A 13,157-nucleotide genomic window follows, 5' to 3' on the forward strand; every position below is an offset into this window, starting at 1 on the left:
CGCAAGGAGATTTGACGTTATGCTGTTGTCTGATCGCGACATCCTCAAAGCTCATGACGAGGGTCATATTGATTTGACCCCATGGACCCCAGAAATGGTACAGCCTGCGTCGATTGATGTGCGGCTCGACCGATTCTTCCGATTGTTTAATAATCACGCTTACACCTACGTGGATCCTGCAGAAAATCAGGGGGAGTTGACTGAGCAGTTTGCGGTTGCCCCTGATGAACCTTGGATTTTGCATCCTGGCGAGTTTGCTCTTGGTTCCACTTGGGAGTATGTGAAGTTGGATTCTACGATTGCGGCGCGCTTAGAAGGTAAAAGCTCTCTTGGTCGTCTTGGAATTTTAACTCATTCTACGGCTGGCTTTATTGATCCAGGTTTTGAAGGTCATATCACCTTGGAGCTTTCAAATGTTAGTACTTTGCCGGTTAAATTGTGGCCAGGTATGAAGATTGGTCAAATGTGCTTCTTCAAGCTGAGTTCTCCTTGCGAAAATCCTTACGGATCTTCTGTTAACGGATCTCACTATCAAGGTCAGCGTGGTCCAACACCGTCTAGGTCTTATGAGAACTTCTATCGCGCAAATTTGGAAGATTAGTCTTGATTAAGATTTGATTAGTCTTGATTTTTAAGAAAAATCAGGGGAAAAGTAGTAAACTTTCAGGAACTTATCAGCTAACGTACTAGCAGCACTAAGGATTATGTGTTTTCATAATATTAGTGAAAAACTTAAAAAGTAATTCACGAAAGCTTATTCATATTTTTTCCTTTAATTTAAACCCCGACTTAAACGGTCGGGGTTAAATTTTTATGTAGCGTTTAGGCGTTTAGCGCAGTGTTCGGATTACAAGGGTTATAAATGCCAAAGCTGTGCCGTATGCTGTAGATATGACTAATCATAACGGTGTGATCTCAGATGAGTTCGACAACGGCGAGTTTGACAATAACGACAATAATGGCGATTTTGGCAGTGAGGATTCTGCTGCAAGCGCTTCAAATGGTCTACATGCTGGTCGCGAATCTAGTGTTGTTCCAGGCAGATTCGGCGAAGATTTACATGTAAACGCTGCTAAGTATTCTCGCGGAGAAGCGTCGGCTTACGCTACAAGACCTCTTCTTTTGCTTCTGCACGGGTGGGGTTCCAATGAGGATGATTTGCTTGATTTGCTGCGAGTTGTTGCCCCCTATAATGATGCGATTTCTTTGCGTGCTCCGCTTCGATTAGATCAAGGCGCTTACAGCTGGTTCCATGATGCTGTTCCTCAGGGAGATGACTTAGATCGAGATATGTATGCTGCAGCTGCTGCAATTGACGAGTGGGTTGCAGCGAACGTTCCCGAAGATCGCGCTGTTGTGCCATTTGGTTTTTCGCAGGGTGCGGCGCTTGCTGTTCATATTCTCAGGCTTAACCCTGAACGTTATCGTGCAGCCGTTGCGCTTTCTGGCTTTGTAGCTCCTAATATTGCCAAGGATATTTCTCTTAATGATGATGTTCTTGCAGATCTTAATACGCCTGTTTTCTTTGGTTATGGTTTGGATGATGCTGTTATTCCTCCTTACGAGTTTTCGGCGGCTGCAGCCTGGCTTGAGGAACATACGTGGTTGGAAGAGAAGCGTTACCGCGGACTTGACCATGCCGTTCATATGGAAGAACTTGGCGATATTCGCTCTTGGTTTGCTTTGCACAATATTTCTTCGGGGTTAATGTGACTTTGTGCGCGCGCGAATATGTTCCGCTAATGCAAGAGGCATTGCGACTTGCGCAAGTTGCTTCCGATTGTGGAGAGGTTCCAGTTGGCGCTGTTGTTGTAGATGGTTCTGGTGTGATTATTGGCCGCGGCTCTAATCTTCGTGAGCGAGACTCTGACCCTCTTTCTCACGCAGAAGTTCTTGCGATTAAGCAAGCAGCAGAGGGTAAAAAGTCTTGGAATCTTAGTGATTGCACGCTTGTTGTTACTTTAGAACCTTGTCCTATGTGCGCTGGTGCGATTTTACAAACACATATAAAGCGTGTTGTTTTTGGCGCATGGGATTCAAAACTTGGCGCATGTGGATCTGTTTGGGATATTCTGCGAGATCCTCATGTTGGCTCGCATCCGCAAGTTTTTGGTTCTGTTTGTGAATCGGAGTGTGTTCAGATTCTAAGCGATTTTTTTAAGAATTGCAGGTAGGTTTGATTTACTCAAGTCTTTTCTAGCTTTGTTTAGCCTTGTTCAATATAGTCTAGTTTTGTCTTCTTTTATTGTGTCTTATTTAATCTTATCTACTCGTATTTTTAAATTATTTTATTTTACTAATAATTATTTTAATAATATAAATTTCTTAATATTTTTATCTTGCAATTGCGCTTTTTAAATGTTATAGTTGCGGTAACGTTACCGCACAAGGTTTGCTACGGAAGCGAGAAGAGTGTGAAAACGTTATCTCATAGGTGACTTTGGTCAGCGCTGATGAAGCTACTTAGTGAGATTGAGGTTAGTAAAAACATCATATGCATAGATGCATAGTGTGATTCTCTCAAAAGAGAGGAGTATATGAAAAAACGTAATTTAGAATATAGAATACAAGAGAAAATCAGAGCATATAAATTGCAATGTAAATAATCTTAAATGCTGTACTTGTATAGTTTTGTATAGTGTTACCGATGGGAGGTGCTATGACGTATATTACGATTCGCGATGTTGCACAACATGCTGGAATATCAGTGTCAACTGTGTCTCGTGCATTAAACAACACGGGTCGTATATCGGCAAACACCAAGGCAAAAGTTGAGCGTGCGGTTGCTCAATTAGGTTATATCCCAGATTCGCGCGCGCAAGCAATGCGATCGTTACGCACAAAAACAGTAGGACTGCTTGTGCCAGACATTCGTAACGCATATTTTGCCGAACTCGCTTACACTGTTCAAGACTCATTGTTTGAGGCAGGCTATTGTGCATTTATAGGAACATCATCTGAAAGTGCATCTCGTCAAGATTCATTTATAACCAGTATTCTTTCGCAACGTATTGATGGGGCGATTATAGTTCCTCAAGGTGAAGTTACTGAAGCTATGAGAAAGCTGATTGAGCAGCGACTCCCTATGCTGTTTATGGATCGCCACGTAGAACCGCAAGCTGGCGGCTTAGAACACGTACCAGTAGTTGATTCAGACCCAACAAAGGGCATTCGTGATGCGCTGTTAGATGTTCTGCAACATGGTTTTCACTCAGTTGGCTATATTTCTGGCCCAATTATTGCTTCGCCCTCGTTGCAAGAACGTGAGCAAGCATTTAGAACCGTGGCTTCAGAGATATTTGGCGAAGAGCATGTATTCGTAGAATCAACAGGATTTGACCAGTCGTCGTGTGCAAGCGTAATGCATCGCATGATTAATGTTGGAGTGAAAGCTCTTATTATTGGCTATTCGCCAGATGCGTTGCGAGTAATGCAAGTGATGGCTCAAGAAGGATTAGTAATAGGCAAAGATATATCATTGATTTCTTTCGATGATGTAGAAGTGTTTCGCCTAGCAACTCCACGTATTTCTGTGATTTCACAGCAAGTTCAACGTATTGGCCACATAAGTGCTGCACTGTTTTTAGATATGCTTGAGAATAATGGTGACGTTAAATCGCAGCGTGTAGAAACTGTGTATATCCCTCGCGAATCGCTAGGGCGAGCATAGATTCGTAAAAAGCTGCAAAATATCGTCATTCTTTAATGGTTTATCTATCAGTATTTCAACTGATTATTGCACTGTAACTTTGTTGTACGTGTATTAATTGTTTGAGTGAACATTGTTCGTACTCTGTACTTTGCACATTGTACTTAATGTTTTATTCGCAATTCGCAAGTCAATATAAACGTAACTAAACAAACAATAACTTGACGTAATCAATGGTAATTTCGCGAGCGCATTGATGCTATAGCGAAGGAAGAGGCTAAACATGACGGAGCTGTCATTAGTAGGAGTATCGAAAATATTCGGTAATTCTACTGTAGTTGACAATGTGTCAGTAAAAGTAAAGCCAGGTGAAGTTCATGTTCTACTTGGTGAAAATGGTGCTGGCAAGTCAACTGTTATTAAAATGATGAGTGGCATTTATCAGCCAGATAAAGGTCATATTGAGATTAACGGTAAAACGGTGCGTATTCCTAATGTAGATGCTGCGCGCAAATTAGGTATTGCTGTAATACACCAAGAGTTAAATTTAGTGCCTGAACTTTCCATTATGGAAAATCTGTTTCTTGGCATGCTACCGACCAAAGCTGGTTTTGTTGATCGCGCAACTATGCGATCTAAAGCAAAAGAGGCATTGCAAGTTATTGGCTTAGAAGAAGATGTAGATAAGCCAATGGGAGAGCTTGGAGTGGCTCGTCAGCAAATGGTAGAAATTGCTAAAGCGCTTATGCAACATGCATCTATTCTTATTCTTGACGAACCAACGGCAGCACTTACAAAGCGTGAGTGTGAACAATTATTCAGCATTATTGCAGATCTGAAATCTAAAAATGTTGGAATGGTATTTATTTCTCACCATTTGGACGAGATTGCGCGAGTTGGAGATGTAGTAACCGTACTTCGAGATGGAAAATACGTTGACACTGTTAGTGCAGATGTTCCAGAAAAAGAACTTGTAAGGTTAATGGTTGGACGCGATATAACTAATCAGTTCCCGCATGGGAATAGGCATCAAGGCAAGGAACTGCTAAAAGTAGAAGGATTAACGCGAAAAGGTGCTATTGAGGATGTGTCTTTTAGCGTTCATGCTGGAGAAGTCGTTGGACTTGCAGGCTTGGTTGGTGCTGGTAGGACTGAGGTTCTTCGTGCAATATTTGGAGCGGATACTTACGATTCGGGATCTGTTTCAGTAGACGGAAAAGCGATTCCTAAAGCAAATATTGCTGGCAGCATTGCTGCAGGTCTTGGATTAGTGCCAGAAGATCGTCGCGTGCAAGGTCTTATTTTGGAGGCATCTGTTGCAGATAATCTTGGAATCTCTACGTTAATTCCTACATCTCATGCTGGTTTTGCAGATTTGAAAGGTCAGCGTGCGCATGAAGAAGAAACTGCAGAGAAATTGCGTATTCGCATGGCAAATATTGATCAGCTTGCTGGTTCGCTTTCTGGTGGAAATCAACAGAAAATCGTATTTGGCAAGTGGTCTATGGCAAACGTAAAAGTGCTGCTTTTGGATGAGCCTACTCGTGGCGTTGATGTTGGCGCTCGCGTTGAAATCTATGAGCTTATTAACAATATCGTTGAAAACGGTGGAGCAGTACTTATGGCTTCGTCAGATTTACCTGAAGTTCTAGGAATGTCTGATCGTATTCTCGTAATGTCAAACGGCAAGATCAGTGGAGAACTTGCTGCTAGCGAGGCTACGCAGGAAAAGGTTATGGAACTTGCTGTAACGCATCTTAGTGAATCAGATAAATAGGAATAAATAGCAATAAATAACGATAAACAACAATAAACAACATGGCGTGAAGTCATATTGAAAAATTAAAAATTGAAAGATTACTTGTAAAACGTAAAACTTGCGTTCTGCAGTTTGTAAAGCGCAAATAGGTGCTGTGAACTGTTGGAAACTCGTTAAAGGAGTATTTGTTATGGGTGCTACAAAGAGCGAAAAATCTCACCGTTTAGGGTATGGTGCAGACGACAAAGGCTTTTTGCCAACGTTAAAAAAGTTTGCATCTCGTAATGGTGCACTTATTGGTTTGATTATTTTGTGTGCAGCGCTTTCTTGTGCTACGCCTGCATTTTTAACAAGTGTAAATATTCTCAACGTTGGAATTCAAGCAGCTACGGTAGCAATTTTGGCATTTGGTCAAACTTTCGTAATCGTTTCAGCTGGAATTGATTTGTCGGTTGGTGCAGTTGCTGCAATTTCTAGCATGCTTGTTGCTTACACCGGCGCTTCTATGGGCTTGCCTCCAATATTGACTATTATTATTGGCATTGCTACAGGCGCAGTTTTTGGCTTAATTTCTGGCGTTGCTAATGCTTTTCTTAAGCTGCCGTCGTTTATTGCCACGTTGGCAATGATGTCTGTGGCTCGTGGACTTACGCTGGTTGTTTCGGATGGTCGTCCTATTTCCACTTCGGGCATGGTGAATTTCTTCGGAGCAACAATATGCGGAATCCCTATGCCAATAGTGATGATGATTATTATGGGCGTTATTTCCGCAATAATCTTGAACTTCACCACTACAGGTCGTTCAATGTATGCTGTTGGCGGAAATATGGAAGCATCTCGTCTTTCTGGCATAAACATTCATAAAACTCAAATTATGGTGTTTATTCTTTCTGGCGTTTTTGCTGCTGTAGCTGGTTTAGTGATTGCAGGGCGTTTGCATTCTGCTCAGCCTCAAGCAGCTACCGGTTACGAGATGGATGCTATAGCGTCTGTGGTTATTGGTGGCGCATCGCTTTCTGGAGGCAAAGGTAAGATTTCAGGCACATTCGTAGGCGCAATACTTTTGGCTGTTATTCGTAATGGCTTGAACATTTTGAACGTTTCTTCCTTCTGGCAGCAAGTTGTTATTGGCTTGGTGATTGCGTTTGCTGTAAGCCTCGATACTTTGCGACGCAAGGAAGATACTCACTGAAATAAAGCATATTAAGCATATTAATAGACATATTAATAATCCGTAGAAACTTGATCTCCTTGCTTAGAAGGGGGGTGTTTATAAAGGTATTGACTTAATGGTGGCAAGCATCAATGCCTAAATGCAGCAAAATATAATAAGAAATCTAACAAAAATCTAATAAAAATAATTTAAATTATAACTGAAAACAATTTAACAATATGGTAAATAAATGGCAAAAACATCAGCCTTATTTATGCAAATAATGTTTTAAATATTGTGATTTGCGATTAATAAGGCAATAGTCAAAGGAGATATGATGAATTATCTAGTTATGCGCCGTGGTATGAAGCTCGCTTGTGCTGTTGCAGCAGCATCGGCTCTTGTTTTCAGCATGAGTGCGTGTGGAAATGCAAGCTCTAGCGACAAGGTTGCGCTGTTAGTGTCTACGCTAAATAATCCATTCTTTGTGGATTTGCGTGATGGTGCGCAAGCGGAAGCCAAGAAGCTGGGAGTTGATTTACAGGTTTCAGATGCTCAGAACGATTCTTCTAAGCAGCAAGATCAGGCTCAAAACGCGCAATCTCAAGGTGCTAAAGCAGTAATTATAAATCCTGTGGATTCCGATGCTGCTGGCCCAGCCGTTGCGCCACTTCTTAGTTCTGGTATGCCTGTGATTTCTGTGGATCGTTCCGTAACTGGCGAAAAAGTTACTTCTCACATTGCCTCCGATAACGTTGCAGGAGGTGCTCAAGCTGCCGATGCGCTCGCTAAGAGCATGGGAGAAAAGGGCGAAGTTCTAATTTTGCAAGGCATCCCAGGTGCTGCTTCTACGCGAGATCGTGGCAAAGGTTTTAAGGATCGCATTAAGAAGTATCCAAATATTAAGGTTGTTGCGGAGCAGACTGCTAACTTTGATCGTGCTGAGGCGTTGAACGTTGCAACCAACTTGTTGCAATCTCATCCGAACGCAGCTGGCATTTACGCCGAGAATGACGAGATGGCATTAGGTGCAATCCAATCATTAGGTGCTAAAGCTGGTAAAGACGTTAAAGTAGTTGGCTTCGATGGTACTGCCGATGGCATGAAGGCTATTAAGGCTGGAACAATGGCTGGCACTATTGCTCAGCAACCAAAGGAGCTTGGGCGTTCTGCCGTTGCTGCAGCTGTAAAGGCTATTAAGAAGCAAACTGTTCCAAAGACTGAGCCAATTACTGTGAAAACAGTTACATCAAAGAATGTAGCTGATTTCGAGTAATAGTAAATCAAGTAGTACAAAAAAGTAGTAAACCAAATAGTGTGAAAAGTGTACAAAAAGTAGTACAACGTTTATATGGCGTTGAAATCGTTGACTTGTATGCTAAGCGTAACAATTAATACGATTTTATTGCATATGCAACGTGTATGTTGTCATCGTTTTCAACGCCGCACTATTTGTTGTTTTTAATATCACATTATTTTTGATGCATTATTTGTAAATATATAAAAGTAAATATTTAAAATAAAGTAAATACAAATAAGTAGATATTTAGTCTTACATCAATCATTACAGCAAGCATTTAAGCTTGATGAGCATTTGCTATTATGCGATTATCACTGTTGATAGTCACTAACGCAAAGTAAAAATTTAATATCATAAGGAGAAAAAATGTTAACTCATGGCATCTTGAACTCGCAATTAGCGGCTGCTCTTGCAAAGCTTAGGCATAAGGATCAATTTGTTATTTCTGATTGCGGATTACCGGTTCCTCAAGGCGTAGAAGTAATAGATTTAGCTTTAGTGTTTGGGATTCCGCGATTTAGCGATGTGCTGGATGCAATCAAAGCTGATTTGGTACTTGAATCAGGCATAATGGCTAAAGAAGCATGCAATAAAAAGCCAGAAGAGTGGGTAAAAGAATCCTTAGGCGTGCCGCTAACATACGTTCCACACGATGGCGATGAAGGTTTTAAAGCTTTAGTTTCACAAGCAAAATTTGTGATTCGTACAGGCGAAACTACGCCATATTCCAACGTTTTATTGCGCTGTGGCGTTCCTTTCTAAATTTCTAAATTGTGGTGTTCTTTTATAAATTTTTAATATTAAAGATTAGTTGCTGATTTAGGAGAAAAATGCATTGTTATAGTAAGCTTGATTCGTTAAGTGGATTAGAAAATATTGCGTCGCTCCGCTTAAACGATTTAAAAGTTACGCAAGAGAATATGCAAGAATCACATAAAGCGGATTCAAACTCTATTGCAATAGTCGGCTCTATGAATGCGGATTACACTATTGTGGCAGATCGTCTTCCTAACCCAGGAGAAACCATTAATGGAAACGAGATTCGCGTGTTGCCAGGTGGAAAATCTGGTAATCAAGCTGTATCGGCTGCAAAACTCGGTGCACACGTTAAAATGTTTGGTGCAGTTGGCAATGATTCCAATGCTGATTTTCTCCTAAATTCTTTGCAATCTTCCGGAGTTGATACAACTTGTGTTCGTCGCGTAGAAAATAAAAAGAGTGGCGCAACTGTGATTACTGTAGATGCGCATAGTGGGGAAAATACTATTGTGTATGCTCCAGGATCTAATTCTTTAGTAGATTGTGAGTATATTCAATCGCCGTTAGTAAAATCCGCTCTTACTAGCGCAAAAGTTCTTGGTCTTTGTTTAGAAAGTCCTTTAGAAACTGTAACTATGTGCGCACAACTAGCGCATGAAAATGGCGTAAAAGTGCTTCTTAACGATTCGCCATTTTTAAACAAGTTGCCTAAAGATTTGATTGATTCTGCGGATATTTTGCTTGTTAACGAGCATGAGATGGCGCAACTTTTGAATATTGAAGAGCCAGATGATGGAGATTGGTATTCTTTTGATTGGAATCGTGTAGCTCACGCTATGCATGATTTTGGCTTTGATGAAGCTGTAGTTACTCTTGGCTCTAAAGGCTCTGTAGTGTTGGATTATTCAAAAGAGGATTGCGTATGCATGATTTCCCCTCAGAGCGTTAAAGCTGTTGATACAACTGGCTGCGGTGATGCTTTTATGGGCACAATATTAGCTTGTTTGTCTGTAGATATGCGTTTAGACGAAGCTGCCGCGTTAGCGTCTTATGTTTCTGCGTATGCAGCTACTGGTTTTGGCGCTCAAGCTTCTTATGGCACAGTTGAACAAATTCGTCAATTTTTTAATGTTTAAGTGACTGAGTTGTAGGTGATTGCGATATACGCATATTTGTGAGCATTATTAGTTGGTAATTGCATTTTAAATAATACAAAATTTTGACATTCTCAAAAAACTGTGTAATATGCTATAAAAACCAAAAAGCAGTTGGCTGATTTTAGTCACTACAATCAGCTTTACTGCTTTTTACTATATTCATAGTCGCTTCGACGAATTTCCATGTATGTACGAATTTCGCCTAAGCACATTTTTACCTAAAAGGAGGTGTCACTATGAGTGGCATGAAATATGCAATGATCGGTTCTGGAGCTATGGGGTATCGCTATGGCGTTTTGTTGCAGGAAACGGCTGGCATTCATGTTGATTTCATTGATGCCTGGGATGAAAATGTGAATAAAGTTCGCGAGCAAGGCGGCGTAATGGTGAGCCGAGATCATGAAAATCGTCATCTTGTGCCAATCAATATGTATACCCCTGAGGATTATGACGGCGATCCAGATGTGTGGATTGTGTTTATGAAGCAGATGCAACTTGCTCAAATGTTGGAGCGATGCAAGCATTTGTTTAAGGATCATCAGGTTGTGTTCGCGGCAATGAATGGTTGGGGTCATTTTGAGAAGCTTCAGCAATATTTCTCGGATGATCGTATTTATGGCGGCACTGCAATGATTGCAACCGTGCTGAATGGCCCGGGCGACGTTGATTTTATTGGTAAAGTCGGCGTTGGTACGATGAATATGTGCGCGTTGAACGAGCAGGTGAGTGATGTTGAGCTTGCTATGCGAGATGATTTTAAAGCTGCTGGCTTGAATCCTACTATTACGGAAGATTTCAAGGGTACTTGCATGGCGAAGGTAGTTTTTAATTCCGTAGTTAACACTTTGTGCACAATGTATCAGATTCAGATGGGTCAGTTTATTTCGTACCAAGGGGCTATGGATATGGCTCGCCAACTTATTGACGAGGCATACGATGTGTGCGATCGTGCAGGAATTCGTATGGTTAATACGCGTCAGCAGGAGTTGGAGGCTATTGATTACGTGAGCCGAGTGGCAAATCCTTTGCACTATCCTTCTATGTATCAAGATATGAGTCGTGGACGAAAAACAGAGGTTGATTATATCAACGGTTATATTGCGAAGCTTGGTCGCGAAAATGATTATGTATGCCGCACTCACGAGTTCTTAACGCACGGAGTGCATTTGGCGGAGCTTGCATTCAAATTGCATAATCAGCAGTGATTTGGAGAGCATTCTACAATTCGTACAATGAATGAGAAGGAGACACGGCTCGTGGTTTTTACTACGGGCCGCTTTTTATTATCCGCGCGTAACATCTAATATGCTGATAAAATTTAGAGTCTAAAATCATAAATACTATTAAATAAATAAAATTATTTGTAATAAATAAAACTGTAATAAAAATACTTATTGACGTAAATTAATGGGGAATGTATGACTACTTTTGACAGAGCGAATTTGCCAGAATCCGTGCGCACAAACGGTGCTACGCCAAACCCTTGGTGGGCGAATGCAGTTGTGTATCAGATTTATCCGCGAAGCTTCCAAGATACTAACGGCGACGGAATCGGTGATTTGAAGGGCATTACTTCGCGTCTTGATTATTTGGCTGATTTAGGTGTTGACGTGCTTTGGCTTAGCCCTGTTTACAAGTCTCCGCAAGACGATAACGGCTACGATATTTCCGATTATCAAGATATTGATCCGCTTTTTGGCACTCTAGAAGATATGGATGAGCTTTTGGCACAAGCGCATAAACGCGGTCTTAAAGTTGTGATGGATTTGGTAGTAAATCACACTTCCGACGAGCATGCTTGGTTCCAGGCTTCAAGAGATGCTTCTAGCGATTACGCAGACTGGTATTGGTGGAGGCCAGCGCGCAAAGGTTGCGTTCCTGGGGCTCCGGGTGCTGAGCCAAATAAGTGGGGTTCGTATTTCGGCGGTTCCGCGTGGACTTACGATCCAAAGCGCGGCGAATATTACTTCCACCAGTATTCGCCAAAGCAGCCAGATTTGAATTGGGAAAATCCTGCGGTTCGCGCTGCCGTGTACAAGATGATGAATTGGTGGATGGATCGCGGAATTGACGGCTTCCGCATGGATGTGATTACGCAAATTTCTAAGCGCGTAGATAGCGAAGGGCGTTTACCTGGAGAATACGGTTCGCAGATTGAAGATGCGCCAGCAGGCGATGACGGCTACTCTTCTCCGTATTTCTTCTGCTCCGACGGCCCTCGTTTAGACGAGTTTTTGCGCGAGATGCGCGAAGCGGTTTTCAAGGGTCGCGAAGGTTTCTTAACCGTTGGCGAGGCTCCTGGAATTTCCGCGCATCGAAACACTTATATTACAAATCCTGCTAATGGTGAGCTAGACATGCTCTTCTTGTTCGATCAAGTTAATGTTGATTGCGCAAATGGCACTAAGTGGAATCCTATTCCTCTTAAGTTGACGGCATTAAAGCGCGCAATGGCAGATCAGCAGCAGGCAGTTAGCGAGGCTGGTTGGGCGAGCCTGTTCTTTAATAATCACGATCAGCCGCGTGCGCTTTCTCGCTGGGGTAGTGAGGCTAGCGATGAGATGCGCGTGCTTTCCGCTAAGTCTATTGCAATGCTCTTGCACATGCACCGCGGCACTCCGTACGTGTATCAGGGTGAAGAAATTGGCATGACAAACGCGCACTTTACGAGTCTCGAGCAGTATCGCGATTTGGAAGCGTTAAATATGTTTAAGCAGCGCGTAGAAGAAGCGCATATTCAGTCGGCTGAGTCGATGATGGATGCGCTCGCAAAGCGCGGTCGCGATAATTCTCGAACGCCTATGCAATGGAATGCGTCTCAATATGCGGGATTCATGCCTTTTAATGTTCCGTCGCAAAATAATGCACAGCCGTGGATTAGCGTGAATCCTAATTATGTAGATATTAACGCTGCTGAGCAAATGGAAGATTCGGATTCTGTTTATTCGTTCTACAAGCGTTTGATTGAGTTGCGTCATTTGCAGCCTGCTGTTTCGGCTGGTTCTTGGAATTTGATTGATGCGGATGATGAGTGTGTTTACGCGTTTATTAGGAAGGTTGAGCAGACTTGTGAGAATGCTAAGGCGAATGAGGCAGGTCTTGAGAATGGTGTGCGTTCTTCAAGCGCGGTTGCTGGCGATTCTTCCTCTGTTTCGATAAAGAAGCTGCTCGTAATGGTAAATATGACGGATTCGTCTGTGGCAATACCTGCTCAAAGTGCCGAATTGTTGCGTAATGTCGTCTCTAATGGCGTATCGTATGATGATGTGATGATTTCTACCTACAGAGCGGATCATGCTCTTAAATCACTTAAAAATGGCACGCTTGCGCCTTGGGAGGGAATCGCTGTTAGCTTGCAATAATTATTTTGAAATAGTCAC

11 protein-coding genes are annotated in these 13,157 nt (G+C 42.1%); all 11 read left to right on the top strand.

Annotated elements, in window-relative coordinates:
* Nucleotides 1–19 precede the first annotated feature (19 nt).
* Nucleotides 20–601, top strand: a complete 582-nt coding sequence (gene dcd / locus HXT20_RS00310) for a dCTP deaminase (RefSeq protein ID WP_004113895.1) — start codon at nt 20–22, stop codon at nt 599–601.
* 290 nt (nt 602–891) lie between these two features.
* Complete coding sequence (locus tag HXT20_RS00315) at nt 892–1,713, top strand: alpha/beta hydrolase (RefSeq protein ID WP_020759756.1); 822 nt, start codon at nt 892–894, stop codon at nt 1,711–1,713.
* Nucleotides 1,710–2,174: a nucleoside deaminase gene (locus HXT20_RS00320; RefSeq protein WP_422114348.1), complete on the top strand. Its 465-nt coding sequence runs from the start codon at nt 1,710–1,712 to the stop codon at nt 2,172–2,174. Before HXT20_RS00315 ends, HXT20_RS00320 begins: the two co-directional genes overlap by 4 nt.
* Before the next feature lie 485 nt (nt 2,175–2,659).
* Nucleotides 2,660–3,670, top strand: a complete 1,011-nt coding sequence (locus HXT20_RS00325) for a substrate-binding domain-containing protein (RefSeq protein ID WP_004113891.1) — start codon at nt 2,660–2,662, stop codon at nt 3,668–3,670.
* A 262-nt stretch (nt 3,671–3,932) separates the two neighbouring features.
* Nucleotides 3,933–5,426: a sugar ABC transporter ATP-binding protein gene (locus tag HXT20_RS00330; protein WP_004137724.1), complete on the top strand. Its 1,494-nt coding sequence runs from the start codon at nt 3,933–3,935 to the stop codon at nt 5,424–5,426.
* 172 nt (nt 5,427–5,598) lie between these two features.
* Entirely contained in the window at nt 5,599–6,600 is a 1,002-nt protein-coding gene (locus HXT20_RS00335; protein WP_004123899.1) for an ABC transporter permease, read from the top strand.
* 298 nt (nt 6,601–6,898) lie between these two features.
* A complete protein-coding gene (locus tag HXT20_RS00340; protein WP_004137758.1) occupies nt 6,899–7,837 on the top strand; it encodes a D-ribose ABC transporter substrate-binding protein in 939 nt (312 codons plus the stop codon).
* A 390-nt stretch (nt 7,838–8,227) separates the two neighbouring features.
* A complete protein-coding gene (gene rbsD / locus HXT20_RS00345; protein ID WP_119676023.1) occupies nt 8,228–8,623 on the top strand; it encodes a D-ribose pyranase in 396 nt (131 codons plus the stop codon).
* A 68-nt stretch (nt 8,624–8,691) separates the two neighbouring features.
* Complete coding sequence (locus HXT20_RS00350; RefSeq protein WP_119676024.1) at nt 8,692–9,756, top strand: ribokinase; 1,065 nt, start codon at nt 8,692–8,694, stop codon at nt 9,754–9,756.
* Nucleotides 9,757–10,013: 257 nt separating this feature from the next.
* Entirely contained in the window at nt 10,014–10,982 is a 969-nt protein-coding gene (locus tag HXT20_RS00355; RefSeq protein ID WP_285067690.1) for a ketopantoate reductase family protein, read from the top strand.
* Between the two features lie 213 nt (nt 10,983–11,195).
* The gene (locus HXT20_RS00360; RefSeq protein ID WP_422114349.1) at nt 11,196–13,139 is read left to right on the top strand and encodes an alpha-glucosidase; all 1,944 of its coding nucleotides are present in this window, start codon (nt 11,196–11,198) and stop codon (nt 13,137–13,139) included.
* Nucleotides 13,140–13,157: the final 18 nt, after the last annotated feature.

It is taken from the genome of Gardnerella sp. DNF00109 (genome assembly GCF_049262845.1).
Lineage (GTDB): Bacteria > Actinomycetota > Actinomycetes > Actinomycetales > Bifidobacteriaceae > Bifidobacterium > Bifidobacterium vaginale.

Excerpts from the sequence above, each read along its gene's own strand:
- dcd (WP_004113895.1), top strand. The coding sequence starts at position 20 with ATGCTGTTGTCTGATCGCGACATCCTCAAAGCTCATGACGAGGGTCAT.
- HXT20_RS00315 (WP_020759756.1), top strand. The coding sequence starts at position 892 with ATGACTAATCATAACGGTGTGATCTCAGATGAGTTCGACAACGGCGAG.
- HXT20_RS00325 (WP_004113891.1), top strand. The coding sequence starts at position 2,660 with ATGACGTATATTACGATTCGCGATGTTGCACAACATGCTGGAATATCA.
- HXT20_RS00330 (WP_004137724.1), top strand. The coding sequence starts at position 3,933 with ATGACGGAGCTGTCATTAGTAGGAGTATCGAAAATATTCGGTAATTCT.
- HXT20_RS00335 (WP_004123899.1), top strand. The coding sequence starts at position 5,599 with ATGGGTGCTACAAAGAGCGAAAAATCTCACCGTTTAGGGTATGGTGCA.
- HXT20_RS00340 (WP_004137758.1), top strand. The coding sequence starts at position 6,899 with ATGAATTATCTAGTTATGCGCCGTGGTATGAAGCTCGCTTGTGCTGTT.
- rbsD (WP_119676023.1), top strand. The coding sequence starts at position 8,228 with ATGTTAACTCATGGCATCTTGAACTCGCAATTAGCGGCTGCTCTTGCA.
- HXT20_RS00350 (WP_119676024.1), top strand. The coding sequence starts at position 8,692 with ATGCATTGTTATAGTAAGCTTGATTCGTTAAGTGGATTAGAAAATATT.
- HXT20_RS00355 (WP_285067690.1), top strand. The coding sequence starts at position 10,014 with ATGAGTGGCATGAAATATGCAATGATCGGTTCTGGAGCTATGGGGTAT.
- HXT20_RS00360 (WP_422114349.1), top strand. The coding sequence starts at position 11,196 with ATGACTACTTTTGACAGAGCGAATTTGCCAGAATCCGTGCGCACAAAC.